Here is a 26,548-nt window from a genome sequence, read left to right as displayed (position 1 = left end):
CGCGCCACGACAAGGGCGCTGCACCTCGTTAGAATCGGGCCATCCCATGCCCTGGAATGGCCACCATGTTCTGGCTTCTGGCAATCCTTGCCTACCTGCTCGGTTCGCTGTCCTTCGCCATCCTGCTCAGCCGACTCGCTGGCAGGCCGGACCCACGTGCCAGTGGCTCGGGCAACCCCGGTGCCACCAACATGCTGCGCGTGGCCGGCAAGAAACTCGCCGTGCTGACCCTGATCGGCGACCTGCTCAAGGGCCTGCTGCCGATCCTGATCGCCAAACTCTTCGGCCTCAACCTGCACCAGCAGGCCTGGATCGGTCTGGCGGCCGTGGTCGGCCATCTGTACCCGCTGTACTTTCGTTTTCGTGGCGGCAAGGGCGTGGCCACTGCCGCCGGCATGCTGCTCGGCCTCTATGCCCCGGCCGCCCTGCTCGCCCTGGCGACCTGGGCTCTGCTATTCCTGCTGACTCGCACCAGCTCACTGGCATCGCTGATCGCCACACCACTGACGCTGCCACTGCTGGCCTGGCAACAGCCTGCGGCCTTGCTACCGGCCTGCGTGCTCACCGGACTGATCGTCTGGCGTCACCGCAGCAATCTGCGTGATCTGTTCGCCGGTCGCGAACGGCATTTTTAAGCATTCGGTGGCAACGAATCGCGGCTGAAGCCGCTCCTGGCATCAAATCGCCGGCAGCGAATCCATCGGCCAGCGCGCCTGCACCTTGATCGCCAGGTCTTCGTGCTGCCCGGCCAGCAAACGCTGGCAACCGGCATAGGCGATCATCGCGCCGTTGTCGGTGCAGAAACGCGGCCGCGCATAGAACACCTTGCCCTTCATCTCGCCGAGCATACGCTCCAGATGCTCGCGCAGCGCCTTGTTGGCACTCACGCCACCGGCGATGACCAGGCTTTTCAACCCGCTCTGCTTGAGCGCACGCTTGCACTTGATGGTCAGAGTCTCGACCACCGCCTGCTGGAAGGCCAGCGCGATGTCGCGACGGGCTTGGTCGAGGTCGTCGCCGTTGTCACGGCATTGCTGCCAGGTATTCAGGGCAAAGGTCTTCAGGCCGCTGAAACTGAAATCCAGGCCCGGACGGTCGGTCATCGGCCGCGGGAAGACGAAGCGCCCCGGCGTGCCCTGTTCGGCCAGCTTGGCGATTTCCGGACCACCGGGATAATTCAGACCCATCAGCTTGGCAGTTTTGTCGAAGGCTTCGCCGGCGGCATCGTCCAGCGACTCGCCGAGCAACTGGTACTGCCCGATGCCATCGACCCGCACCAACTGGGTGTGGCCGCCGGACACCAGCAGGGCGACGAAAGGAAAGGCCGGCGGCTGCTCTTCCAGCATCGGCGCCAGCAGATGACCTTCCATATGGTGCACGCCGACGGCCGGCACGCCCCAGGCAAAGGCCAGTGCCTGCGCGCAGGACGCACCCACCAGCAGCGCCCCGACCAGACCGGGGCCCGCCGTGTAGGCCAGTGCATCGATATCGGCGGTCTGCTTGCCCGCCTCATCCAGTACCTGGCGGATCAACGGCAGCATGCGTTTGACGTGATCACGCGAGGCCAATTCAGGCACCACGCCGCCGTACACTCGGTGCAGGTCGATCTGGCTGAACAGGGCGTCAGCCAGCAGGCCACGCTCGCTGTCATAGAGCGCGACGCCGGTTTCATCGCAGGAAGTTTCCAATCCCAGTACGAGCATAGAGCTTGAACCTTGGTTTGCCGCGTGGAACAAAGGCGCGCATGATAAGCGCCGCCCGGCGGAGCGACCAGCGCTTTTCGACCTAAGGGCTTTGCATTCCGCGCGGCGAGACGGTAACATCCGCAACCCTTGAAAACCGACGCACCCCGAGCCACCTGCCGGGCATGCGTTGAAACCGGTAATTAAAGATAGGTACGACCTGGATGCCAGCCGTCAAAGTTAAAGAGAACGAACCCTTCGACGTAGCCCTGCGTCGTTTCAAGCGCTCCTGCGAAAAAGCCGGTGTACTGGCTGAAGTTCGCAGCCGCGAATTCTACGAAAAGCCGACCGCTGAGCGTAAGCGCAAAGCCGCTGCCGCTGTTAAGCGTCACGCCAAGAAAGTGCAGCGCGAGCAGCGCCGCAGCGTTCGCCTGTACTAATAGCGTACACGCAACGCTCGAATGCCCGGCTTCGGCCGGGCATTGCATTTTAAAGACTCCGCCTCGCGCCTTAGCGAGTGAGCGGAGTTTTTGCTTTTCTACCCATCCGTTGTCCAGCGCTTGCGCCGGACAGTATGCTGAGCATCTATGGCTGGCCTGATCCCGCAATCCTTCATCGATGACCTGCTCAACCGCACCGATATCGTCGATGTGGTGAGTTCGCGCATCCAGCTGAAGAAGACCGGCAAGAACTACAGCGCCTGCTGCCCTTTCCACAAGGAAAAGACCCCCTCCTTCACCGTCAGCCCGGACAAACAGTTCTACTACTGCTTCGGCTGCGGCGCCGGCGGCAATGCCCTCGGTTTCGTCATGGACCACGATCAACTGGAGTTTCCCCAGGCGATCGAGGAACTGGCCAAACGCGCCGGCATGGAGGTGCCACGCGAGGAAAGCGGTCGCGGCCACAAGCCCAGACAGCCTGTCGACTCGCCACTCTACCCGCTGCTCAATGCTGCCGCCGAACACTATCGCCAGGCCCTGAAAAGCCACCCACAGCGCAAGTACGCCGTGGATTACCTCAAGGGCCGCGGCCTGACCGGCGAAATCGCCCGCGACTTCGGCATAGGTTTCGCTCCACCCGGCTGGGACAACCTGCTCAAGCACCTGGGCGCTGACGCCCTGCAGCAGAAGGTCATGATCGATGCCGGCCTGCTGATCGAGAACGCCGAGAACGGCCGGCGCTACGACCGCTTCCGCGACCGCATCATGTTCCCCATCCGCGACACTCGCGGCCGGGTTATCGCCTTCGGCGGCCGCGTGCTGGGCGACGACAAGCCCAAGTACCTGAACTCGCCGGAAACCCCGGTATTCCACAAGGGTCAGGAACTCTACGGCCTGTACGAAGCGCGCAAGTTCAACCGCGATCTCGACGAGATCATGGTGGTCGAAGGCTACATGGACGTCATCGCCCTGGCCCAGCAGGGCCTGCGCAACGCCGTGGCAACCTTGGGCACGGCCACCAGCGAAGAACACCTCAAGCGTCTGTTCCGCATCGTGCCCAGCGTACTGTTCTGCTTCGACGGCGACGCCGCCGGGCGCAACGCTGCCTGGCGCGCCCTGGAGTCGACCCTGCCGAGCCTGCAGGACGGTCGCCGCGCGCGCTTCCTGTTCCTGCCCGAAGGCGAGGACCCGGACACTCTGGTGCGTGCCGAAGGGACCGATGCCTTCCGCGCGCGCATCAACCAGCATGCCCAGCCGCTGGCCGACTACTTCTTCCAGCAACTCTGCGAAGAAGCCGACCCGCGCTCGCTGGAAGGCAAGGCGCATCTGGTCACCCTGGCCGCACCGCTGATCGAGAAGATTCCCGGCAACAACCTACGCGCCCTGATGCGTCAGCGCCTGAGCGAAATCACCGGTCTTTCCGGCGAAGCCATGAACCAGGTTGCCAGTGCACCACGCAGCCATGCACCGAGCACACCCAGCCATCCTCCCAGCAGCGATTACCCGGATTACGGCGACATTCCCGACAGCGCCTACTACGACAGCCTGCCGGACGTTGGCGGTTACGAGCAGCCCGCCCCACCCCAACAGCAGTACTACGAGCGCAATAACGAAGGCGGCAAAGGCAGCTGGAAGAAAGACGGCGGAAAGTGGAGCAAAAAGGGCAAGGGCGATTTCGCGCCACGTGCCCCGCGCACCGCGGTGAGCGTCGAATCACCACATCTGATCGCCCTGCGCACCTTGCTGCATCATCCGCACCTTGCGCAGAAAGTCGAAGATGTCAGCCATTTCGCCGACGAAGAGGACACCTACGCGCAACTTCTGGTAGCGCTGGTCGGTGCCCTGCAGAAGACGCCCAACCTGCGTTCGCTGCAACTGATCGCCCGCTGGCACGGCACCGAACAGGGTCGCCTGCTACGGGCGCTGGCGGAAAAGGAATGGCTGATTCAGGGAGACAACCTTGAACAGCAGTTTTTCGACACCATTACTACACTTGCACACAGTCAATCGCAGAGGCGGCGTGAAAAGGCGCTCCGCAGCATCATTCATAAAAGCCCCAGCGAGCTCACAGACGAGGAAAAGACGTTGCTCAGAGAGCATTACAGCCTCACCTCCTCGCCGAGCAGCAAGTCCCCAACTGGCGCCTAAAGTCAAAACCAAGGTATAATCCTCGGCTTGTTTTCAGCCCGCCAAGACCTTCAGTGGATAGGGTGTTATGTCCGTAAAAGCGCAACAGCAGTCTCGTTTGAAAGAATTGATCAGCCGTGGTCGCGAGCAGGGTTACCTGACTTACGCGGAGGTCAATGACCACCTGCCGGAAGATATTTCCGATCCGGAACAGGTGGAAGACATCATCCGCATGATCAACGACATGGGGATCAACGTATTCGAGAGTGCTCCGGATGCGGACGCCCTGTTGTTGGCCGAAGCCGACACCGACGAGGCTGCAGCCGAAGAAGCCGCTGCTGCCCTCGCCGCCGTTGAAACCGATATCGGCCGCACCACCGACCCGGTGCGCATGTACATGCGCGAAATGGGTACCGTGGAACTGCTGACCCGCGAAGGCGAGATCGAAATCGCCAAACGCATCGAGGAAGGCATCCGCGAAGTCATGAGCGCCATCGCTCACTTCCCCGGCACTGTCGACGGCATCCTCGCCGAGTACAACCGCGTCACCACCGAAGGCGGCCGCCTGGCCGAAGTCCTCAGTGGCTACATCGACCCGGATGACGGCAGCGTGCCTGACGAAGCCGCAGCCCCCGTTCCCGTCAAGGAAGGCGCCGCCGCTGAAGAAAGCGACGACGAAGAAGAAGACGATAGCGGCGACGACGAGGAAGAAGAAGGCGATGGCGGCCCGGACCCGGAAGAGGCAGCCCGCCGTTTCAACGCCGTGGCCGAGCAGCAGGAAAAAGTCCAGAAGGCCCTGAAGAAGCACGGTCGTGGCAGCAAGCAGGCCACTGAAGAGCTGGCCGCACTGGCCGAGCTGTTCATGCCGATCAAGCTGGTGCCCAAGCAGTACGACGCCCTGGTCAGCCAGGTGCGCGGTGCTCTCGACCGCCTGCGTGCGCAAGAGCGCGCCATCATGCAGCTGTGTGTACGTGATGCACGCATGCCGCGAGCCGACTTCCTGCGCCTGTTCCCGGGCAACGAAGTCGACATGGACTGGGCCGCCGACCTGGCCAAGGGCAAGGCCAAGTACGCCGAAGCCCTGGGCAACCTGCAGGCCGACATCCAGCGCTGCCAGCAGAAGCTGGCCGACCTGGAAGCCGAGACCAATCTCAGCCTGGCCGAGATCAAGGACATCAACCGTCGCATGTCCATCGGTGAAGCCAAGGCTCGCCGCGCCAAGAAGGAAATGGTCGAGGCCAACCTGCGTCTGGTGATCTCTATCGCCAAGAAGTACACCAACCGCGGCCTGCAGTTCCTCGATCTGATCCAGGAAGGCAACATCGGCCTGATGAAGGCGGTGGACAAGTTCGAATACCGTCGCGGCTACAAGTTCTCGACCTACGCCACCTGGTGGATCCGCCAGGCGATCACCCGCTCGATCGCTGACCAGGCGCGCACCATCCGTATTCCGGTGCACATGATCGAGACGATCAACAAGCTCAACCGCATCTCCCGCCAGATGCTGCAGGAAATGGGTCGCGAGCCCACTCCGGAAGAGTTGGGCGAGCGCATGGAAATGCCCGAGGACAAGATCCGCAAGGTATTGAAGATCGCCAAAGAGCCGATCTCCATGGAAACCCCGATTGGCGACGACGAAGATTCGCATCTTGGCGACTTCATCGAGGACAGCACCATGCAGTCCCCGATCGACGTGGCCACCGTCGAAAGCCTCAAGGAAGCCACTCGCGAAGTACTGGCTGGCCTCACCGCCCGTGAAGCCAAGGTTCTGCGCATGCGCTTCGGTATCGACATGAATACTGACCACACCCTCGAGGAAGTGGGCAAGCAGTTCGATGTCACACGCGAACGTATCCGCCAGATCGAAGCCAAGGCACTGCGCAAGCTGCGTCACCCGACGCGAAGCGAGCATTTGCGCTCCTTCCTCGACGAGTGATACCAAAACCCCCGGCCAGTCCGGGGGTTCTGCTTTCCGGGCCGGCATGCCTCGAAAAATGGCGCCAACGCAGAGCATTGCAATCAAACTGCCATCTGCGCATCGACCGGTCTACACTGCGACCATATCGATTCTGAAACGAGGCCGTTATGCCCCGCCTGCCGGCCATTTTGCTGTTGTGTCTGGCTTACGGGATGACTCCCGCCCTGGCCCTGACTCTCAACGAGAATGAACGCACCTGGCTGGCGGACAACCCCGAGCTGGCTCTGGGCGTCGATGTCTCTTGGCCACCTTTCGAATTCCGCAACGAACAGGGCCAGTATCAGGGTCTGAGCGCCGGCTACGTGCGCCTGATCGAAAACCGTCTTGGCGTGACCTTTCGGGCCGTCGAGCAAGACAACTGGAGCGCGGTGCTGGAACAGGCTCGCCAGGGGCAGGTCGACCTGCTTCCCGGGCTGATGTCGACAACCGAACGCCAGGAATACCTGACCTTCACCCGCCCCTACCTGGACTTCCCGCTCATCATCCTGGCCCGCGACGGCGGCCCGCAGCCCAAGCAGCTCAAAGACCTGTATGGGCTCAAGGTCGCAGTGGTCCGCGATTACGCCACGCATGAACTGCTGCGCCAGCGACATCCCGACCTCAACCTGGTACCGCTGCAGAACGTCGCTGCCGCGCTGCAGGCGCTGGCCACCCACCAGGCCGACGCCATGGTCGGCGATCTCGCTTCCAGCGTCTGGAGTCTGCGCCAACTGAAACTCGATGGTCTCTACATCAGCGGTGAGACGCCCTATCGCTATCAGCTGGCCATGGCCGCACCACGCGGGCATGACGTGCTGATCGGCATTCTCGACAAACTCTTCGCCGAACTCAGCGCCGAAGAAATCGCCGCGCTGCAGGATCCGTGGGTCGGTGGCGTGCTGGACACACGCAAGGCCTGGCATGAAGCCCTGCTCTACGGCCTGCCAGCCGTACTCGGCCTGCTGGCGATCATTGCCATCATCCTCAGCGTCAACCGTCGGTTGAAATGCGAGATGCGCAACCGCGAGGCGCTGGAACAGGAACTGCGCAGCCGCGAGCAGCACTTTCGCGACATGGTCGAAAGCCTCTCGGCCATCACCTGGGAAACCGAGTCGAGCGACCTTACCTACACCTATGTTTCACCTCATGCGGAAAAGCTCCTGGGTTACCCCCTGAGCGAGTGGCTCGAACCCGGTTTCTGGCAACGCCACCTGCACCCCGACGACCAGCAGCGCACGCTGCGCAACCGCCTCGATCAGTGCTCGACCGGCAATGATCACGCGCTGGAATACCGTCTGCTCGCCGCCGACGGCCGTACGGTGTGGGTGCGCGATATCGCCACCCTGCTGCAACGGGGCGAGCAGCAGGTAGTTCGCGGCCTGATGATCGACATCAGCGAAGCCAAGCAGACCGAGCACGCACTGCGCCAATCGGAACAGAAGTACGCCTCGGTGGTTCAGCAGTGCCCGGATCTGCTGGTCATTGCGCGTCAGGCAGATGGAGTGCTGCTGGAGGTCAACACCGCCTTCACCGAGCAGACCGGTATCAGCCTCGAACAGGCCATCGGCAAAACCGCCACCGAACTCGACCTGTGGGGCGTACCCGGCATCGGCCCGAGCCTGCTGCTGCGCCTGCAGGACGACAGTCTGCACAACCTGGAAATGCCCTTTCGCCGCGCCGACGGCAGCCTGTTCACCGGGCTCATCTCCGCCAGCCCGTTCCTGCTCGACAACACGCAGGCAGTGGTGGTGGTGGTACGCGACATCACCCAGCTCAAAAGCACCCAGCAGCAGCTGCAGATATCCGAGGAGAAGTTCGCCAAGGCCTTCCACGCCTCGCCCGATGGCCTGCTGATCACCCGCCTGCGCGACGGCCTGCTGGTCGAAGCCAACGAAGGCTTCAGCCGCATCACCGGTTACGGCAACGACCAGGTCGGCGAGCAGAGCACCCTCAGCCTGGGCATCTGGGCCGATCCGAAAGACCGTGAGCGCATGGTGCAGGCCGTTCACGAGCATGGCGTCGTGCGCGACATGATCGCCCCGGTACGCACCCGGGCCGGCCACCTGCGCCTGTGCGAACTCTCCGCGCAGCCGCTGTCGATCAATGGCGAGGAATGCCTGCTGACCATCGCCCGCGACATCACCGAACGCCAGCAGATGCAGGAAGAACTGCAACAGGCCGCGACCGTCTTCGAAAGTACCGCCGAAGGCGTGATGATCACCGACCTCGAACAGCGCATCACCGCGGTCAACCGAGCCTTTACCCTGATCACCGGTTACAGCGAGGCCGAAGTCCTCGGCCAGCGCCCCAGCCTGCTCTCCTCCGGCCAGCACGACAACGCCTTCTACGCCACCATGTGGCACGGCCTGGCTGCCAACGGGCACTGGCAGGGGGAAATCTGGAACCGGCGCAAGAACGGCGAGCTGTACCCGGAATGGCTGACCATCAGCGCCGTGCGCAACAGCGACAACCAGATCACCCACTTCGTCGGTGTGTTCGCCGATATCTCCAGCCTCAAGCACGCTCAGGCGCGGCTCGACCATCAGGCCCACCACGACCCACTGACCGGTCTGCCCAATCGCCTGCTGTTCGAGAACCGCCTGCGCAGCGCCCTGGACGGCACGCGTACCGGCGACCAGCTTGGTGCCGTGCTGTTCCTCGACCTCGACCGCTTCAAGCAGATCAATGACAGCCTCGGCCATCCGGTCGGCGACCAGTTGCTCAGAGCCATCGCCGAACGCCTGAGACGGCAGTTGCGCGATATCGACACCGTGGCTCGACTGGGCGGCGACGAGTTCATCATCCTGCTGCCCGGCCTGCATCAGCCGAATGATGCCGAGCAGGTCGCACAGAAGCTTCTCGCCTGCTTCGGCGCATCGTTTCAGCTCGACGATCACGAGTTCTTCATCAGTGCCAGCATCGGCATCAGCCTCTATCCCGCGGACGGCCTGGATGTCGCCACCCTGGTGAAGAACGCCGATACGGCCATGTACCAGTCCAAGGCGAAGGGGCGAAACCGCTACGAGTTCTACACCCGCTCGCTGACCTTCCAGGTCAACGAACGCATGGCCATGGAGCAGGAGCTGCGCCGCGCCCTCGAACGCAACGAACTGTGCCTGCACTACCAGCCCAAGTTCTGCGTGCGCAGCCAGGGCCTGGTGGGCGCCGAAGCACTGGTGCGCTGGCCGCACCCGGTGTTCGGTGAGATTCCACCGGATCGTTTCATCCCGGTGGCCGAAGAAAGCGGGCTGATCCTGCCGCTGGGCGACTGGGTGCTGGAACAGGCCTGCCGCCAGCTGCAGCAGTGGCAGGAAAGCGGCCTCGGCTTTGGCGCCCTATCGGTCAACCTTGCCGGTGCGCAATTGCACCAACCCGGCTTGCTAGCACGCATCAGAGCATTGCTGCAACACCACAATCTGGCGCCACAACTGCTGCAACTGGAGATCACCGAAAACTTCATCATGAACCAGGCCGACGATGCGCTGGAAATCCTCCACCGCCTCAAGCAGCTCGGCGTGCAGCTGGCCATCGACGACTTCGGCACCGGCTACTCCTCGCTCAGCTACCTCAAACGCCTGCCACTGGACGTGCTGAAGATCGACAAATCCTTCGTCCGCGGCCTGCCGGATGACCCGCATGACCTGGCGATCACCCGCGCCATCATCGCTCTGGGCAACAGCATGCAGTTGACAGTGATCGCCGAAGGCGTGGAAACCAAGGCCCAGGAACTCTGCCTCGCCGCCGAAGGCTGCTTGCAGATCCAGGGCTACGTGGTCAGTCGCCCCCTCTCGGCCGAAGCCTTCGCGCGGAAATTTCTCCCGCCAGGTCAAGCGGTTGGCGCTGACGAGAACCCACCGGTATAATCCGCCGGCCTTCTGGGGGCCTATAGCTCAGTTGGTTAGAGCAGAGGACTCATAATCCTTTGGTCCACGGTTCGAGTCCGTGTGGGCCCACCACCTTCAAAGCCGCGCATTGCGCGGCTTTTTTGTTTCTCGCCCTGGCCCCCGCAGCCTCACATTTTCCCTGAACCTTTGCCCTTCTAGCCCGGTCGGCTTAAAGAACCGTCGCGTTCCGCGGCGCCAGCAAAGGATGCGTGTTATGCGAGACCGCACCAGCAGGATCGCCGTTTCACCGTCGCACCTCGAAAAGCTATGGCAGCGTTACCAGCGGGTACGCGCCGCCAGTGAACGGCTCTGTGAGCCGCTGGAAGCTGAAGACTATGTGATTCAGAGCATGCCGGACGTCAGCCCGCCGAAATGGCATCTGGCGCATGTCACCTGGTTCTTCGAGGCCTTCGTGCTGCTTCCCTTCCTGCCGGGCTATCGCCCGCTGGATGAACGCTACGACCATCTGTTCAATTCCTACTACAAGACCCACGGCACGCCCTTCGAGCGGGCGCGGCGCGGGTTGTTGTCGCGGCCGACGGTAAGCGAGGTGTACGCCTATCGCAGCCATGTCGATCTGGCCATGGCGCAGTTGCTCCAGTCAGGCAGTGAACTTGCCGATGAGGTGCTGCAGCGGGTCGCGCTGGGGCTGGAGCATGAGCAGCAGCATCAGGAGCTGCTGCTGATGGATATCAAGCACATCCTGGCGCAGAACCCGTTACGGCCGGTTTACCGGCATGACCTGAAGCCGGGCGGAGCAAGCGCGAGCGAGCTGCGCTGGATTCAGTTCCCCGCCGGGTTGCGCCAGGTTGGCCATAGCGGCGAAGGCTTTGCCTTCGACTGCGAGCGGCCGCGCCATCGGGTGTTCGTCGAGGCCTTTCAGTTGGCCAGCCGGCCGGTGAGCAATGGCGAGTACCTGGAGTTCATTCGCGATGGCGGTTATCGCAACACCGCCTTGTGGCTGGCGGACGGCTGGGACCATATCCAGCGCGCTGGCTGGCAGGCGCCGCTGTACTGGCAGCGCGAGGGTGACGACTGGCTGGAGCTGACCCTGGGCGGCCCACGCGAGCTGGATCTGGATGCACCGGTTTGCCACCTGAGTTATTTCGAGGCCGAGGCCTTTGCCACCTGGGCGCAGGCACGTCTGGCACGCGAAGAAGAATGGGAAGTCGCCGCGCAGGACGAGCCATTGTGGGGCAATTTTGTCGAGAGCGGCCATCTGCAGCCGGTGGCTGCAGCTGCCGGCGATGGCCTGCAGCAACTCTACGGCGATGTCTGGGAATGGACGGCCAGCGCCTATCGGCCCTACCCCGGCTTTCGGCCGCTGGGCGGCAGCCTGGGTGAGTACAACGGCAAGTTCATGTCCGGGCAGGTGGTGTTGCGTGGCGGCAGTTGCGCCACGCCTGAGGACCACGTGCGCCCCACCTATCGCAACTTCTTCTACCCCACCATGCGCTGGCAGTTCTCCGGCCTGCGTCTGGCCAAGGAGCTCTGAGCATGGCACTGGCACTCCGTACCCACGAACAATCCCTGAGTCGGGAACAGCAGGCGCTACGCGAGGAAGCCCTTCGTGGTTTCGCGACCAGCCCAAAGGCGATGTCGCCGAAGTTCTTCTACGATCACCGCGGTTCCCAGCTGTTCGAGTTGATCTGCCAGCAGCCGGAGTACTATCCAACTCGCACCGAGGAAACCATCCTGCGCCTGGCGGCCAAGGATATCGCCGAGCTGGCCGGGCGCAACGTCAGCCTGGTGGAGCTGGGCAGCGGCGCCAGCCGCAAGATCCGCCTGCTGCTCGAAGCCCTGCGCCCGGCGCGCTACCTGGGCATCGATATCTCCCGTGAGTTCCTGGATATCTGCACACGCCGGCTGGCTGCCGACTATCGCTGGCTCGACGTACACGCGCTGTGCGCCGATTTCAGCCAACCACTGAAGTTGCCCGCCGAGGCGCTGGGCAAACGGCCACTGGCGTTCTTCCCCGGCTCCAGCATCGGTAATTTTGATCCGGAAGAAGCCCAAGCCTTTCTTTGTAACCTGCATCGGACGCTGCCGGCCGGCAGTGGCCTGCTGATCGGTGTGGATCTGATCAAGGACCGTCAGGTACTGGAAAGCGCCTACAACGATGCGTCCGGGGTCACTGCGCTGTTCAACCTCAACCTGCTCGAGCGTATTCGCACCGAGCTGGACAGCGATATCGACCCACGCGGCTTCCAGCATCGAGCCTTCTACAACGAAGCCGAGTCACGCATCGAGATGCATCTGGTCAGCCGGCAGGCGCAGCGGGTGCGCATCGAGGATCGCGTGTTCGACTTCGCCGCAGGCGAAACCCTGCATACGGAGAATTCCTACAAATACACGCCGAGCGGCTTTCGTGAGTTGGCAGGCGCATGCGGCTTCGCCTCGGTCGCCATATGGAGCGATCCGGCGCAGCTGTTCAGCGTGCATTTTTTGCGGCGGGAGTAAGGGGATTCGTCAGGGAGAAATGGCGAGCCGTCGCCAGGGGCGAGATAGGCAAACTGCTTGCTGCATGATCGTCTGCTTCTCCCCCGGCCCCAGCCCTTCGCAGAGTTAGGGTCGCAACAGCGGGCGAAGCGGTGCTTCGCTGTTTCCGATGTAGCCCCTGAATGGGAGAGGGGAGAAAACGCGACATCAGTAAGCAAGCGCGCTGGGGACAGACCTCAGCGTTTGGCGATGATGTACACCGCATGCACGATGCCGGGGATGTAGCCAAGCAGGGTGAGCAGGATGTTAAGCCAGAACGCGCCGCCGAAACCGACCTGGAGGAACACGCCCAACGGCGGCAGCAGGATGGCGATGAGGATACGGATAAGGTCCATGTGGTACTCCTTTACATTCCATAAGGGGGTATCAGAACAGACTGCAGGCAACGCCATGCGGTTCCGACGAAACCAGTCGTCATACTGAGAACCAGCCACTGGCACCGTCCGGGCGATGACTTTAGTCTGGCTCCAAGACGGAAGCGCCCATATGCCCGAACAATTACAACAAGAACGCATCATAGTGGCCGACGACCATCCGGTTTTCCGCGATGGTCTGTGCCGCATCGCCCAGCGCGTCTTTCCCCAGGCGTGCATCCTCGAAGCCGCAGACATGGATGAAGTGCTGAGCCTGGCGCAAGCGGGCGCGGCGCCGAGCCTGTTCATGCTCGACCTGCTCTTCCCCGGCCAGTCGCCGCAGGCCATCAGCACACTGCGCCAGACGTTTGCCCGCAGCTCTATCGTGGTCGTGTCAATGGTCGACAACCGCGAGCTGATCGATGAAGTGATGACAGCAGGCGCCGACGGTTTCATCGGCAAGGCGACACCACCTGATGCAATTGCCGACGCGTTGCTGGCCGTACGCGCCGGGGAATTCGTCCTGACTCTTGGCCCCGCCGGGGTGCCGGCCTTCGCCGGGGACCGTCATCTGTTGGAGCAGCTGACGCCTCGGCAGCAGGAACTTCTACGGCTGGTGGTGCGCGGCCTGTCGAACAAGGAGATCGCCCGCGAGCTGGCGATCTCCCCCTTTACCGCACGCATCCATGTTTCATCGCTGCTGCGCACGCTGGACGTCAGCACCCGCGCCGCGGCCGCAGCCAAGGGTGCCAAGGCCGGGCTGGTGTGATCCTCATGCAGCTTTGAGGCGAAGTTTCAGCGCCACCAGAAGCGAGCGCAGCTCGGCTGGCTGCACCGGTTTCGACAGGATCGGGATTTCGTTGTCACCCAGCTGTTGCTGAACTCGACGCACGTCGTGGCCGGTCATGATGATCGCCGGCACGTCGCGTCCACTGCCGCGACGCAGGTGCTGGATGCAGTCGGCGCCCGAGGCGTCGGTGCCGAGGTCGAAGTCCGTCACCACCAGATCGAAATGCTTCGATGCATCGGGCAGGCCGCTGAAGCTGGAGACTTCGCAGCCCCATTTCTGCAGCAGGGTCGCGGTAGCCAGCAGCACGTTGCGGTCATCCTCGATCAGGCACACGCGCAAGCCGTCGAGCATGCGCGGCGCCTCGCGGTCGCTGCGTCTGGCAGCAGGAAGCTGACTGGGTGTCTCGATCCACTGCAGGCCGTCGATCACCGCACGCGTGCCGCGACCTTCCACGGAACGAATGCTGACCCGCATCCCCATCAGCGCGCCGAGACGCCTGACGATGGCCAGACCCAGGCCCATGCCCTCGACATCGCTGTCGCGCTCCTGGCGTACGCGGTAGAACTCCTCGAAGACGCTGTCCAGATGCCCGGAGGCTATGCCGCGCCCCTTGTCATAGACCTCGATGGCAACCTCCGGGCCACGACACCGACAGGCGATCAGCAGCGGCTTGCCCGGAGCATATTTCAATGCATTGGAAAGCAGGTTCTGCAGCATGGTGGTGAGCAGTGCCGGGTCGGCCCGCACCTGAACCGGCGGGCAACGCAACCGCACCTCCACCCCGGCCCAGCGCGCCGCCTCGGCATTCTGCTGGATGAGCTGTTCAAGCAGAGGACGCAACGCCAGCGGCTCCAGCTGCGGCACCACCTTGCCGCTGTCGAGCGAGTACATATCAAGAATGCTGCGGAACAGACGCGCGACGCTGTGCAGGGATTTGTCGATGTTCTCCACCAGCCGTTGCTGCTCGGCGCCCAGGCGGCTGTCTCGCAGGCACGCGGTGAACAGGCTGATTGAGTGAATGGGCTGACGCAGGTCATGGCTGGCCTGGGCGAGAAACTGCGCCTTGGCGCGGATGGCTGCCTGCTCGGCCTCGACCGCCTGACGCGAGCGTCTGAGCAGGGCATGCATGTAGGCCGGCGCCATCAGGGTGGTGAGCAGCAGCGTGATGATCAGGTAGGGCTGCGACTGCCAATAGGCCGAGATGCTGGCGGTCACCGCCAGCGACGCCATAGCCATGACGGTGGCCAACAGCAAGTAACCGGAGCCGTAACGCAGGCCATAGCCGATGGTGATCCAGATCAGGATCGCATAGACCGGCAACATGGCCGCACCGCCATTGGCCAGGGCCAGAGTGATGCCGCTGTAGTCGGTAAACATGGTTAGCAGGCGACGCCCACGATAGTGGCCCGGACGGCGCAGGACATCTGCCCAGATGAGTGTGGCGACGATGCAGAACAGGCCTTCGAGCAGAAAGATCTTCCAGACCAGCCCTGAGTCGATCAGGGATAAAAGATGGAGTGCTGCGGTATAGCTGCCCGCGGCTGCCACGAAGATCATGCGTACCCCGGCCTGGGCACGCTCGGTGTCGTGAGAAGTGGAGACGCTCGCGGGCATGAGGATTCCCTGCTGATTACAGCTCCTGTACTGGAGCTGGCACCTTAGGCCGGAGCCCACCACCGGCGCAAGGAACTGCTTGGCAGGCGATTCGACATCAGTACACCCGTACTATTTCTTGCCTGAGACCTCGTTCCTAGAATCCGGGCAATGCCTTGGCAGTGGGTCGGGGCACGGTCATTAAAGGGAATGTCTGATGAACATCACGGGAAGAAGCCTGGCTATCGCTCTGAGCACCGCTGCGGTGGCCTCGCTGAGCGGCTGCCTGGCACAGAACACGCAACCCCAGGACCAGCAGAATGCTCAGCTGGCTACTGATCCCTGCGCCCCGAGCGCAACCAGCAGCCTTATCGCCACCGGCCGCAGCCTGCTGGACATAGCCAACAGCGTGCTGGAGACCCAGAACAACCTCAACGGCAACTCCGCTACCTATGCAAAGCGCGTGCAGGTGGCGGAGAACGCGCAGAAGGTCAATCAGGGCCATAACGTGCTGAACAACGTCGAGAACCTGGCCGGCGCCGGCCAGCAGCCCTGCGTGCCAGCAGTCGCGGCCAGCGCGGCACGCTGAGCGGCGTTCAGAAACGCACGTCGAGCTTGTCCAGCAGCAACTCGACAGGCAGGTCGGTGCTGACCAGCTGGTTGCGCCCGCGTTGCTTGCCGCTGTACAGACGGCGGTCGGCGGTGCGGTAAAGGTCGGCGGCGTTACGGCCATCCACAGGCCAGGCCGCCAGGCCAAAGGTGGCAGACAGCGCAATCTGCTCGCCGCCGTAGTGCAGCGGTTGCTCGGCAATCTGCTTGCGCAGCTTTTCCACCAGCGGGGCAGCGCCAACTCCGTCAGTGTGGCGCAGCAGCAGACCGAACTCCTCCCCTCCCAGGCGCCCGAGGAAGTCGGTGATGCGCAGGCGCTGCTGCAGCAGCCGGCAGATGTGCTGCAACGCCATATCCCCCGCCTCGTGCCCCCACTGGTCGTTGACCTGTTTGAAGTAGTCGACGTCGAGCAGCACCAGCACCAGATGTTCGTTGCTGCGCTCGGCCTCCTGAATGCTGCGCTGCAACGCTTGCTGGAAGCTGCCACGACTGGCCACGCCAGTCAGCGCATCGGTCTGTGCCAGGCGTTCCAGCTCCTCGTAGGCCTGCATGCGCAAGCCATCGTAGATATGCACGAAGAGCAGGATCAACACGCCGCACAGCGCCGCATTTCCGACGTCGATCAGGCCGCGAGTATCCAGGTGCAGGTGATTGTCGGCGAAATACAGCAGCAGCCCGGCAAGCATGAACAGCGCGGCAAGCAGGAAGGCACGCTGCTTTCCCAGCAGCAGGTAGGCCAGCAGCGGGATCATGTACAGCCAGACGAAAGCCGCAGACGAGGCCTCCGGCATGACGATGATGTAAAGGATGAAGCTGAAGGTCGGGATCAGATACAGGTAGATCCACAGGTACAGATGCCGAGCGCGGCCAATGCGCCAGGCGCCGAACAGCAACAGGGCGGTAAACAGCACTTCGAGGATGGCGAAGAGATAGTTGCCGGCCAGAGCCTGCAGGACGGAGAAGCCGCCGAGAGTCAGGCTGGTGGCAAGCAGGATGGTACGCATCAGCACGCGCTTGTCCGACTCGCGCAGCCCAGCGCCTACGTTCTTGTGATTTTTATAGTCGCTGTCATCCATCTCATTGCACCGCCACCCTCGGTGGTGCGCAGCCCCCCGCTGCGCACCTTCAGGCAACTATAGACTGCCTGCCTTATACCGCGTATCCCATTACACGCGGCAGCCACAGGGCGATTTCGGGGAAGATCGCGACCAGAAGCAGGGCGCTGGACATCACCAGGACAAACAGCGCCGCCCAGCCGACGGTCTGCTCCAGGCGTATCTTGGCAACCTCCGTGGTGACCATCAGATTGATCGCCACCGGTGGAGTGAACTGGCCGATGGCGATGTTCATCGCCAGCAGAATGCCGAACCATACCGGGTTCCAGCCGAAGTGCTGCATGACCGGGATCAGGATCGGCATCAGGATCAGATAGATCGAGATGGCGTCGAGCAGCATGCCGGCCAGCAACACGGCAACCATCACCAGCGCCAGCAGCACCCAGCCGTTGTCCGACAGTGAGATCAGCCATTCGGCCAGATGACGGAAGGTGCCGAGCATGGTGCCGGCCCAGGCGAAGATGCCCGCCAGAGCGATGATCAGCATGACCACGCCAGAGATTACCCCTGCCTCGCCGCACAGACGCCAGAGGCTGCGCCAGTCCAGCTCACGGGTGAGGAACAGGCCGATCAGCACGCCATAGGCCACGCCAACCACTGCGGCTTCCGTCGGCGTAAACAGGCCGCTGCGCAGACCGCCGAGAATCAGCACCGGGGCAAACAGCGCCGGCAGCGCCTGTCTGAAGCTCTCGCCCAGCGGCGGACGCTCGCCTTCCTCCGGGGATTCCCAACCATAGCGGCGCGATAGCAGCCAGGCCGGCAGCAATAGCACCAGACCAGCGAGAATGCCCGGGAACAGACCGGCAGCGAACAGTGCGCGCAGATCGACTCCCGGCACCACGATGGAATAGAGAATCAGCGCGATGGACGGAGGAATCAGGATGGCAGTCGAGGCCGAAGCGGCGATCAAGGTTGCCGAGAACGGCCTGGGGTAGCCCGCCTTGGTCATGCTCGGCAGCATCACCATGGCCACGGCAGCAGCATCGGCCGGGCCGGAACCGCTCATGCCGCCCATGATCAGGCACACAAGCACCGCGACCAGGGCCAGGCCACCGTGACGTGGACCGATCAGCGCCTGGGCGAAGCGCACCAGACGCAATGCCACGCCGGCCTTCTCGAATACCAGGCCGGTGAGGATGAACAGCGGAATGGCGATCAACGGGTACTTGGCCACACCGTTGTAGGTGTTGGTCCCGAGGGTAGCGAGCATGTCCGGCGACAGGCCGGCGATGATGCCGATGGCCCCGGACAGTCCCAGGGCGAAGGCCACCGGCACGCCGAGCGCCAGCAGTACGGCGAAACTGAGGATCAGCCAGAGATCAGGGCTCATCGCTGATCCTCCCGCGCAGACGATCGACGGTCATCTGGGTCAGACGCACGAACACCAGCAGCGCCAGGATCGGCAGCCAGATCACGTACCACCAGTTGGGCAGACCGAGGCCGGGCGATTCGGAATCCCACTGGAACTCCTCCCAGGCGAACTGCCCGCCGTACCAGCAGACCAGCCCCAGTACCAGCATGCTGGCCAGCCACTGCAGCAGGATCAAAGGCGTGCGCAGACGCGGGAACAGGCGCTCGAGCAGGCCGATACGAATGTGTCGGTTGCTACGCATGGCCACCGAAGCACCAGCGAAGGTGAGGATGACCAGCAGGAACACCGAGATTTCCTCGGTGAAGGCAAAGGATGCATCGGTGAAATAACGCACCACGACGTTGGCCAGGCTGATCAGGCTGATGATCACCAGGGCCAGGGTGGCGAGCACGCGCTCCAGCGGCGCGTCGACTTGCTTGCTCATAAGAACCTCGAATGACCGGAGCGATGCGCTCATGCGGTGGCGCCTCTGCCCTCTCCCCCGGCCCCTCTCCCATGAATGGGAGAGGGGAGCAGAGCAGGCAGAGGGAGCTTCCGATCAGGTGAAACGAATCAGGGCTGGGCCACGGCCTTGCGCGCGGCTTCCATCAGCGCGTCGCCGATGCGCGGTGCCCATTTCTCCTGCACGCTGGCAGTGGCCTCGACGAACGCGGCGCGCTCGGCGTCGGTCAGCTCGATCACTTCCACGCCGCGCTCACGTACGTCGGCCAGGCGTTGAGCCTGAGCTCCGCGCGACAGCTCAATCTCCCACTTGCCGGCGTCGATGGCAGCCTGGCGCAGCAGCTCGCGATCTTCCTCGGGCAGAGATGTCCATACGCGCTGGTTGACGGCGAACACCAGTGGGTCGGCCATGTAGTCCCACAGGGTCAGGTACTTCTGGCCGACCTGGTCGACACGCGCGACGTCGAAGACCGACAGCGGGTTCTCCTGGCCGTCCACCGCGCCGGTGGTCAGTGCCGGCTTGGCGTCGGCCCAGCTCATTTGCGTGGGGTTGGCGCCGAGGGCGGTGAAGGTGTCTTGGAACAGCGGCGAGCCGACCACGCGGATCTTCAGGCCTGCCAGATCGGCCGGGCTGCGTACCGGCTTGGCCGAGTTGGAGATCTGCCGGAAGCCGTTCTCGCCCCAGGCCAGCGGCACGATGCCGCGCTGCTCGATGGCGGCGAAGGCCAGCTTGCCGGCTTCACCCTGGGTGATGGCATCGAGGTCGGCATCGTTCTTCATCAGAAACGGCAGGGAGAACAGATTGAGTTCCGGCACCTGCGGCGACCAGTTGATGGTCGAACCCACGGCCATGTCGATCAGGCCCGAGCGCATGGCGGAGAATTCCTTGGTCTGGTCGCCGGCGACCAGTTGCGCGTTGGGGTAGACACGCAGGGTGATGCGCCCTGCGGAGCGCTCGTTGACCAGATCGGCCCATTTCTGCGCGGCCTGGCCCCAGGGGAAGGCGTCGGAAAGCACGGTGGAGACGGAGTATTCACGCGCCTGCGCGGTGGCGCACAGGGCGGTCAGCGCAGCGCCGGCGGCGAGCGCGGAGAAGAGTCGCTTGAGTTTCATCAGGGCGTCCTTGTGTGGATCTTGGCGTTATCGTTGTGGCACCGGCAAAGCGGTACGGATCCAGCGGCGAGCGGATGGCTCGCCTGGCGCGCCTGGTCAGCGCGCGAAAGGGACACGGCAGGTGTCTCGACTGCCGGGCAGGCCTTGTGGGCGTTCGGCAGGTGCTGGCGGGTTACGCGCAGCCGCTCAACTATTCCAGAAGCGCGCCGCGAATGCCATTGTCCAATGACCGTTGACATTGCCCGTGCGGATCGGCGCACCTTGCGCCTGCAACAGCCAGCATGAGGCAAATTCCTGCCCACCCCATGCTGCAGGCAGAACAACCGGGCCAATCAGCCAATGCCAGAAGCCCCGGAGCGCATACGGCCAACAGTTCGTAGGCTGACTTCGTATTGTCCGGGGCGGCGTCTGCGTTTGCTCCCGCAAATCGGGCCGCTAAGGCCCGATGCTGCTGGCCGCGGTGATCGTGGCGACGATTCTGCTCAAAGGCTGACACCGGCTATTACCATGGCTGGCGCATTGCTCCGAGATAACGAGGGAACCCGCCTCGTCTGGCGGGTCTATAGTTGCTGCCTGCTTATTCACCGCCGGAGAACAACCATGAGCAAGATCTACAACGTGGCCGTATTGGTCGGCAGCCTGCGCAAGGCCTCCATCAACCGCAAGCTGGCCCTGGCGCTGGCCGACCTGGCACCCGCTTCGCTGAACCTGGAAATCCTCGAGATCGGTGACCTGCCGCTGTACAACGAAGACGCCGACGGCGATACCGCTCCGGCCTCCTATGCGCCGTTTCGCAGCAAACTCAAGGCCGCCGACGCCGTGCTGTTCATCACCCCGGAATACAACCGCTCGATCCCCGGTGCGATGAAGAACGCCATCGACGTCGGCTCACGCCCCTATGGTCAGAGTGGTTTCAGCGGCAAACCCGGCGCGGTGCTCAGCGCCTCCCCAGGCGCCGTCGGCGGTTTCGGCGCCAACCACCACCTGCGCCAGTGTCTGGTGTTCCTCGACGTATATGTGCTGCAGCAGCCGGAAGCCTACCTCGGCGGTGCCGGCAACTTCTTCGACGAGAACGGTGTGCTCAGCGATGGCATCAAGCCTTTCCTGCAGAAGTTCATCGACGCCTACGCCGCCTGGGTCACCAAGCACGTCGGTTGAGCGCGCATAAAAAACGCCCCGGCGGTAGACGACGGGGCGCTGCGACAGGCTCGCAAAAGGGTGTTCAGGTCATGTGGGCATGAGCACCCGAGAGGTAATCGAGCAGGCGGAACAGAGTGGCGTTGGCCGACGCAGCGTGCGGTGCGCCATCACGGATGCTGGCGCGGTCCTGCACCTCACCCGGCAGAGCGAGGTCGGCAGATTCCTCCTGCAGGCGTTCGTCGAGGCTCTCGGCATCGCTTTCCAGCTGGCAGAGCAAGCCGATGGCGCGCTCCTGCCAGACGAAGCCCTGCAAGGCAGAGCCTTTTGATCCGTACAGGGCTATCGCGCCGTGCGGCAGGCTGCAGCTTTCACGCTGCCAGTGCATTGCCAGCAGACGGTGCGGCAGCATGCGACCGACCGGAGACTGGCTGGATTGCTGCTCCTTCTCCAGCTGCCACCAGCCGATTCGCGCAACATCCGCCCCACTCGAGATACGAGCGCCCAGGGCTTCGGCCAGGAGCAAGGCCCCCAGCCCGCTGCCGAATACCCGCTTGCGTGTCATGAGGGCCTGATGAATCAGGCACTTCTCAGCGCCCATCCAGGCGTACTGACGCTCATCGTGCACACTCAGCGAGCCATCGAGCAGCACCAGGAGCTCGAAATCCTCCAGGCTCGGCAAGGACTCCCCGGCATACACCCGGTACCAGTTGGCCTGGTGCTCGCCAAGCCACTGATGAATGGCCGCAGGCCCGACACCTGCACTGTGTTGAATCAGGGCAATACGCATCAGGCCACCTCCTCGCAGCGCTGTTCGACTCGTTGCAACGCCCGACCCAGGCGACGCAGCATTTCCTCGACATTGCCGTGGCTCACCGTCAGAGCCGGAGACAGACGCAGGCAGTCGCTGCGTGCAATGCCGATCAACAAACCTTCCTCACGTGCGGCACACTGCACCACACGTGCCGAGAGGCCGATCAGGGGCAGGCCAAGCAACAGGCCGTGGCCTCTCAGCGAGCCATGGCCATGCTGCCGCGACAGCCGTGCCAGGCCTTCGCGCAGATGCTCGGTCACGTCACGCACCTGGCTGAAGAAGCTGCCTTCGAGCACGGCGCCAAGCACCGCAACACCGGCCGCCGTCAGCAACGCCTCGGCGGGATAGGCGGGGATCAGGGCTGCGGCTTCTTCAGCGATCCGTCCACGCGCCAGTACGGCAGCCAGTGGCAGACCGCCGCCGAGCGCGCAGCCGAGGGTCAATAGGTCGGCGCGCACGCCGTAGAGTTCCTCGGCCAGCAGCGCGCCACAACGTCCCATACCGCTGCCTGTCTCATCGAGGATCAATACGGCGCCCTGCTCGCGACAGAGCCGCTGCGCGCCTTGCAGGTATTCCAGGGTCGCCGGCACCACGCCGGCGGACTGCTGCACCGGCTCGATCAGCACGGCGGCGCAGCGTGAATCGACCGCGGCGGTCAGAGCCTCGAGGTCATTGAACGGCACCCGTACCAGCCGGGTGTCACCCAGATGCGCAGGCAGGTCGTGGTGGCTGTCATCGAGCAACACCAGCGTATCGGCCGCCGGATTCTGCTGCCGCGCGCCCTGCAACGCCAGGCGTACGGCCAGAGCATTGGCCTGCGCGGCATCACTGCAGAAAGCCGCCCGTTCGCTACTGGTGGCCTGACATAGCCGCGACGCCAGCTTGAGCTGACCACGGCTGCACTGTTCTCGCCCCGGACTGATCAACAGCTCGGCCTGACGGCGCATGGCGTCGAGCAACAGGGTCGGGCAATGACCCAGGCTGTTGCCGCCCTGCCCCTGTTCGAAATCGAGATAGGCGCGCCCATCGGCATCCCACAGCCAGGAGCCCTGGCCACGCACGAATACCGGTGCGGCGTGCTCGCCCATCAGTTGCAGCCGTGCCATACCATCACGCATAACGACGCCCCACCTCGGCAACCGCTCCCTCCAACGGCAGGCCGAGCAGGCGTTCCGACCAGCTCTCCAGACGGCCACTGCGCAGGCGTTGCGCGGCGATCTCGCGCCAGCGTGCCGACAGCGCCGGACACATCTGCAATTGCTGCAAGCCGGCGCGCTCCATGGGCGAATGGTAGAAATGCTGCAGGGCCCGCGCCACGCTCAGGCTCGGGTAGCTGCGTTGCACCAGCTCGAATGGCAGCTCGGCGCTGACGAACCCCGGCTTGAGTACCCGATAGAACCAGCCGCAGCGTCCGCTATCCTGAACGGCCTGAGGCAGCTCCGGGTGCAGACCGTCGCGGTTGAGGCGATAGCAGGGCGAACGCGGCTGACTGACCTGCAGCAACACGTCGCCCCAGCGAAATACATCACCGATGCACACCTGCGCCTCGGTCAGCCCCAGGCTGGAGACATTTTCGCCGAAGCTCGGCTGTGACCAGTCCAGTTGCGGGTAGAGCGCCTGCCAATGGCGGTAGTGTTCCGCCGGGTAATGATGCAGGGCTCGCTCGGGGCCGCCATGAAAACGGGCGTCGCCCTGTTCGTCGTTGCCCAGCCCTTGCGGCCACAGCCAGAGACGGTGATCGACTCGCTGCTTGCGTTGCGCGACACTGAGCCCACCGGCAACTTCTTCGGCTTTACCTATGAATACACCCTGGATCTCGATCTGCTTCACCGATCGCTCCGGCCTTATCGGCTGTTGATCATGTAGCTAGACTAGGGAGCTTCAGGCCATTTTGACATTTCGATTTCCCTGCTTGATTCATAATGGAAACTTATGGATTTTCGTCAGCTTCGCTATTTCGTCGCGCTTTATGAAGAAGGCCATGTCGGCCGGGCTGCCGAGCGCCTGAGCATTTCCCAGCCGGCTCTGTCGCAGCAGATCCGCCAACTGGAAGGCGATCTCGATGTCGGCCTGTTCCAGCGCAACGGCCGGCGCCTGCTGCCGACGCTGGCTGCCCATACGCTGTACAACCATGCCGTACCGCTGCTCGACGGCATGGAGCGCGCGCGCGAGGCACTGCGCAGTTTCCGCGGCCCCGGGCCGCGCAGCCTGTCCATTGGCGTACTGCAGACGGTCAACGCCAGCCTGGTACCGCTGCTGCTGGAGCGTTTGCATCAGGCGCAGCCGCAACTGGTGGTCAAGCTGTATGAACTCTCGGGCGTGGACATCGAGCGCCGTCTGCTCAGCGGCGGTCTGGACATCGGCATCGGCTTCCTGCCGCCGCGTCAGCCGGGCCTGCACAGCCTGGCGCTGTACGAGGACGAATTGCAGCTGGTGGTGCCGGAGAATCATCCCCTGCGCGAATTCCGCAAGGTATCGCTGAGCCAGGCGGCAGAGCTGCCGATGTTGCTGCTCGGCGAAGAATTTCGCATTCGGCAGATCTGGCAGGAGCAACTCGCCCTGCTCGGCCGGAGGCCGCAGGTGCAGGCAGAGCTGAACCATATGAACGGCATTCTCGACAGCCTGCCGCACACCACCCTGGCCAGCGTGCTGCCCGGCCGCGCCAGGCAGATGCACGCCCACCACGGCCTGCTCTGGAAGCCTCTGAGCGAGCCGCGGATTCCCCTGCAGGTGGGACTGGTCTATCGCGATGCACAGCGTCAGCAGGCAATGATCGATCTGCTGCGCACCGCGCTCGACGGTGCCTGGGAAACCACCTGACGCAGGAACGAATTGCCGATATGGCCTGATCCACGTCCGGAATGACACTGGCCACTAGACCGACCGGTCTAGATAATCCAGGCCATGAACAGAACCACTCGCGACAAACTCATCGACAGCATGGTCGATGCCCTGCAGCGCAAAGGCCTGCACGGCGTTGGCCTGAGCGAACTGCTGGCCGCCGCCGACGTGCCCAAGGGCAGCCTCTACCATCACTTCCCGGGCGGCAAGACCGAACTCGCAGTGGCCGCCATCGAACGTGTCGGCCAGCGCGCCGAACAGGCTTTCGCTGCACTCTTCGAGCGCCAGCCCGACCCGCTCGACGCGCTGGGCAGCTGGCTACAGGGCGCGCTCGGCCAGTTGCAGGACAGCGCATTCGAACGTGGCTGCCCGCTGGCGGCCGTCGCCCTGGAAAGCGGCCCGGATGATCACCAGATCCGTGCCGCCCTGGCCAACGCCTTCACCCTCATTCGCCAGGCGCTGCAACAGCAGCTGCAGCGCCATGGTTATCCGCAGCCGCAAGGTCTGGCAGCGCTGTTCGTCGCGCTCTACGAAGGCGGCCTGCTGCAGGCGCGCGTCGCCGGCAGCAGCGAACCGTTGCAACAGGCCGCGACCACCCTGCTCAACCTGAGCCGCCAGCACCGCATGGAGCCCCAGCCATGAACACCCCAGTTCGCCGCGAAACCCAGCCCCTGCTGGCCCTCGACGATTACCCTCTGGCCGCTACGCGCTATCACGCAGAGCATCCCAAGGCGCAGCTGCTGATCGCCGGGGCCACCGGCGTGCCGCAGGGCTTCTACCGGCGCTTCGCCGAACATGCGGCCAGCCGCGGTTTCAACACCCTGACCCTGGACTACCGCGGCATCGGCCAGTCCAGGCCGGACAACCTGCGCGGTTTCGAGATGGAGTATCTGGACTGGGCCCATCTCGACCTCGCCGCGGCGGTGGATCAGCACCGGCATCCCGAACACCCGCTGTTCATGATCGGCCATTCCTTCGGCGGCCACGCCTTCGGTCTGCTGCCCAACCATGATCAGGTCGCCGGCTTCTGCACCTTCGGCACCGGCGCCGGCTGGCACGGCTGGATGCCCCGAACAGAGCAGCTTCGCGTGCTGACCATGTGGCGGCTGATCGGCCCGCTGATGACGAGTTACAAGGGTTATCTGGCCTGGAGCAAGCTGGGCATGGGCGAAGATCTGCCGCTGGGGGTCTACCGCCAGTGGAAGCGCTGGTGCCGCTTCCCCCGCTACTTCTTCGACGACCCGCAGATGCCGGGGCTGGCCGAGCGCTTCGCCCAGGTACGCACGCCCATCATGGCGCTCAACACGCTGGATGACCTGTGGGCGCCGCCCGCCTCGCGCGACGCCTTCATGGCCGCCTACGTCAATGCGCCCTATCAGGCGCGCACGCTCGATTCACAAGCCGAGGGCCTGGGCAATATCGGTCATATGGGGTATTTCCGCCCTGCGGCGCAGCGGCTGTGGGACGAGACGCTGGACTGGTTCGAGCGCTTACACAGCGAACAGCAAGCCGCCTGAAAGGCAGAAGAGAGGGGAAAACTGCCGGGCAGAAAAAAGAAAACCCCGCGATTGCGGGGCCTTGCAGACTGTTGTCCTGACATCCTTGATCTGCTCACCGTCCTGGTGGCTGTCCAGTGTGTCCCTGTTTGTCTAGGCGCTTCCTGCGCTGAATCCATAAGCGGAAGAGTACGCCCGTACCTGATCGATCGACAGTGGCGATAATCGCGACATCGTGTAAGCCATCGCTTACACGATTCCCTCGTAGAAAGACGATTCGGGACG

Annotated in this window: 23 protein-coding genes and 1 tRNA gene; 14 read left to right on the top strand and 10 right to left on the bottom strand. The window is 63.6% G+C overall.

Annotation, left to right across the window (positions count from 1 at the left end; genetic code table 11):
* The first annotated feature begins 65 nt into the window (after positions 1 to 65).
* On the top strand, positions 66 to 635 hold the full coding sequence (gene plsY / locus OEG79_RS02625; RefSeq protein WP_264147334.1) for a glycerol-3-phosphate 1-O-acyltransferase PlsY: 570 nt from the start codon (positions 66 to 68) through the stop codon (positions 633 to 635).
* Between the two features lie 42 nt (positions 636 to 677).
* Here the strand turns inward: plsY and tsaD are convergent, their stop codons facing one another.
* A complete protein-coding gene (tsaD, locus tag OEG79_RS02620; protein WP_264147333.1) occupies positions 678 to 1,703 on the bottom strand; it encodes a tRNA (adenosine(37)-N6)-threonylcarbamoyltransferase complex transferase subunit TsaD in 1,026 nt (341 codons plus the stop codon).
* A gap of 203 nt (positions 1,704 to 1,906) precedes the next feature.
* On the opposite strand from tsaD, the gene rpsU reads away from it, so the two are divergent.
* The 7 genes from rpsU (at position 1,907) to egtD (ending at position 12,550) form a co-directional block, all read left to right on the top strand.
* The gene (gene rpsU, locus OEG79_RS02615; protein ID WP_003290642.1) at positions 1,907 to 2,122 is read left to right on the top strand and encodes a 30S ribosomal protein S21; all 216 of its coding nucleotides are present in this window, start codon (positions 1,907 to 1,909) and stop codon (positions 2,120 to 2,122) included.
* Between the two features lie 147 nt (positions 2,123 to 2,269).
* A complete protein-coding gene (dnaG, locus tag OEG79_RS02610; RefSeq protein ID WP_264147332.1) occupies positions 2,270 to 4,270 on the top strand; it encodes a DNA primase in 2,001 nt (666 codons plus the stop codon).
* A gap of 67 nt (positions 4,271 to 4,337) precedes the next feature.
* Positions 4,338 to 6,185, top strand: a complete 1,848-nt coding sequence (rpoD, locus tag OEG79_RS02605) for an RNA polymerase sigma factor RpoD (protein ID WP_264147331.1) — start codon at positions 4,338 to 4,340, stop codon at positions 6,183 to 6,185.
* 149 nt (positions 6,186 to 6,334) lie between these two features.
* Positions 6,335 to 10,069, top strand: a complete 3,735-nt coding sequence (locus tag OEG79_RS02600; RefSeq protein ID WP_264147330.1) for a bifunctional diguanylate cyclase/phosphodiesterase — start codon at positions 6,335 to 6,337, stop codon at positions 10,067 to 10,069.
* 16 nt (positions 10,070 to 10,085) lie between these two features.
* Positions 10,086 to 10,162, top strand: a tRNA-Ile gene (locus OEG79_RS02595).
* Between the two features lie 142 nt (positions 10,163 to 10,304).
* Positions 10,305 to 11,585, top strand: a complete 1,281-nt coding sequence (egtB, locus tag OEG79_RS02590) for an ergothioneine biosynthesis protein EgtB (RefSeq protein ID WP_264147329.1) — start codon at positions 10,305 to 10,307, stop codon at positions 11,583 to 11,585.
* A gap of 2 nt (positions 11,586 to 11,587) precedes the next feature.
* On the top strand, positions 11,588 to 12,550 hold the full coding sequence (gene egtD, locus OEG79_RS02585; protein WP_264147328.1) for an L-histidine N(alpha)-methyltransferase: 963 nt from the start codon (positions 11,588 to 11,590) through the stop codon (positions 12,548 to 12,550).
* Between the two features lie 215 nt (positions 12,551 to 12,765).
* On the opposite strand, the gene OEG79_RS02580 is transcribed toward egtD, so the two are convergent.
* The gene (locus OEG79_RS02580) at positions 12,766 to 12,924 is read right to left on the bottom strand and encodes a YqaE/Pmp3 family membrane protein (protein ID WP_003084988.1); all 159 of its coding nucleotides are present in this window, start codon (positions 12,922 to 12,924) and stop codon (positions 12,766 to 12,768) included.
* A gap of 151 nt (positions 12,925 to 13,075) precedes the next feature.
* On the opposite strand from OEG79_RS02580, the gene OEG79_RS02575 reads away from it, so the two are divergent.
* Positions 13,076 to 13,711, top strand: coding sequence for a LuxR C-terminal-related transcriptional regulator (locus OEG79_RS02575; protein WP_264147327.1), 636 nt, complete (start codon positions 13,076 to 13,078; stop codon positions 13,709 to 13,711).
* A gap of 3 nt (positions 13,712 to 13,714) precedes the next feature.
* On the opposite strand, the gene OEG79_RS02570 is transcribed toward OEG79_RS02575, so the two are convergent.
* A complete protein-coding gene (locus OEG79_RS02570) occupies positions 13,715 to 15,346 on the bottom strand; it encodes a hybrid sensor histidine kinase/response regulator (RefSeq protein ID WP_264147326.1) in 1,632 nt (543 codons plus the stop codon).
* Between the two features lie 196 nt (positions 15,347 to 15,542).
* On the opposite strand from OEG79_RS02570, the gene OEG79_RS02565 reads away from it, so the two are divergent.
* Positions 15,543 to 15,914 carry a hypothetical protein gene (locus OEG79_RS02565; protein ID WP_264147325.1) on the top strand — a complete coding sequence of 124 codons (372 nt, stop codon included), beginning with the start codon at positions 15,543 to 15,545 and terminating at the stop codon, positions 15,912 to 15,914.
* Between the two features lie 7 nt (positions 15,915 to 15,921).
* Here the strand turns inward: OEG79_RS02565 and OEG79_RS02560 are convergent, their stop codons facing one another.
* The 4 genes from OEG79_RS02560 to OEG79_RS02545 form a co-directional block, all read right to left on the bottom strand.
* A complete protein-coding gene (locus tag OEG79_RS02560; RefSeq protein WP_264147324.1) occupies positions 15,922 to 17,010 on the bottom strand; it encodes a GGDEF domain-containing protein in 1,089 nt (362 codons plus the stop codon).
* Between the two features lie 73 nt (positions 17,011 to 17,083).
* Positions 17,084 to 18,379 carry a TRAP transporter large permease gene (locus OEG79_RS02555; RefSeq protein WP_264147323.1) on the bottom strand — a complete coding sequence of 432 codons (1,296 nt, stop codon included), beginning with the start codon at positions 18,377 to 18,379 and terminating at the stop codon, positions 17,084 to 17,086.
* Complete coding sequence (locus OEG79_RS02550) at positions 18,369 to 18,845, bottom strand: TRAP transporter small permease (RefSeq protein ID WP_264147322.1); 477 nt, start codon at positions 18,843 to 18,845, stop codon at positions 18,369 to 18,371. The genes OEG79_RS02555 and OEG79_RS02550 overlap by 11 nt, the downstream gene beginning before the upstream one ends.
* 128 nt (positions 18,846 to 18,973) lie before the next feature.
* Positions 18,974 to 19,975, bottom strand: coding sequence for a DctP family TRAP transporter solute-binding subunit (locus tag OEG79_RS02545; protein WP_264147321.1), 1,002 nt, complete (start codon positions 19,973 to 19,975; stop codon positions 18,974 to 18,976).
* Positions 19,976 to 20,575: 600 nt separating this feature from the next.
* Between OEG79_RS02545 and OEG79_RS02540 the strand changes: the two genes are divergently transcribed.
* A complete protein-coding gene (locus OEG79_RS02540; RefSeq protein ID WP_264147320.1) occupies positions 20,576 to 21,133 on the top strand; it encodes an NADPH-dependent FMN reductase in 558 nt (185 codons plus the stop codon).
* 64 nt (positions 21,134 to 21,197) lie between these two features.
* On the opposite strand, the gene OEG79_RS02535 is transcribed toward OEG79_RS02540, so the two are convergent.
* From OEG79_RS02535 to OEG79_RS02525, 3 genes are read right to left on the bottom strand one after another with little or no spacing between them, the layout of a single operon-like run.
* Positions 21,198 to 21,902, bottom strand: a complete 705-nt coding sequence (locus OEG79_RS02535; RefSeq protein WP_264147319.1) for a type 1 glutamine amidotransferase — start codon at positions 21,900 to 21,902, stop codon at positions 21,198 to 21,200.
* The gene (locus OEG79_RS02530; RefSeq protein WP_264147318.1) at positions 21,902 to 23,044 is read right to left on the bottom strand and encodes an aspartate aminotransferase family protein; all 1,143 of its coding nucleotides are present in this window, start codon (positions 23,042 to 23,044) and stop codon (positions 21,902 to 21,904) included. Before OEG79_RS02530 ends, OEG79_RS02535 begins: the two co-directional genes overlap by 1 nt.
* Positions 23,037 to 23,756, bottom strand: a complete 720-nt coding sequence (locus OEG79_RS02525; RefSeq protein ID WP_264147317.1) for an MOSC domain-containing protein — start codon at positions 23,754 to 23,756, stop codon at positions 23,037 to 23,039. The genes OEG79_RS02530 and OEG79_RS02525 overlap by 8 nt, the downstream gene beginning before the upstream one ends.
* A gap of 102 nt (positions 23,757 to 23,858) precedes the next feature.
* On the opposite strand from OEG79_RS02525, the gene OEG79_RS02520 reads away from it, so the two are divergent.
* The 3 genes from OEG79_RS02520 to OEG79_RS02510 all read left to right on the top strand — a co-directional run bounded on the left by OEG79_RS02520 (position 23,859) and on the right by OEG79_RS02510 (position 26,284).
* Entirely contained in the window at positions 23,859 to 24,746 is an 888-nt protein-coding gene (locus tag OEG79_RS02520) for a LysR family transcriptional regulator (RefSeq protein WP_264147316.1), read from the top strand.
* A gap of 84 nt (positions 24,747 to 24,830) precedes the next feature.
* Positions 24,831 to 25,409: a TetR/AcrR family transcriptional regulator gene (locus tag OEG79_RS02515; RefSeq protein ID WP_264147315.1), complete on the top strand. Its 579-nt coding sequence runs from the start codon at positions 24,831 to 24,833 to the stop codon at positions 25,407 to 25,409.
* Positions 25,406 to 26,284 carry an alpha/beta fold hydrolase gene (locus tag OEG79_RS02510; RefSeq protein WP_264147314.1) on the top strand — a complete coding sequence of 293 codons (879 nt, stop codon included), beginning with the start codon at positions 25,406 to 25,408 and terminating at the stop codon, positions 26,282 to 26,284. Before OEG79_RS02515 ends, OEG79_RS02510 begins: the two co-directional genes overlap by 4 nt.
* Positions 26,285 to 26,548: the final 264 nt, after the last annotated feature.

This window comes from Pseudomonas sp. Z8(2022), assembly GCF_025837155.1.
Taxonomy (GTDB): domain Bacteria; phylum Pseudomonadota; class Gammaproteobacteria; order Pseudomonadales; family Pseudomonadaceae; genus Aquipseudomonas.
This window is presented reverse-complemented; position numbering and strand designations above follow the sequence as displayed.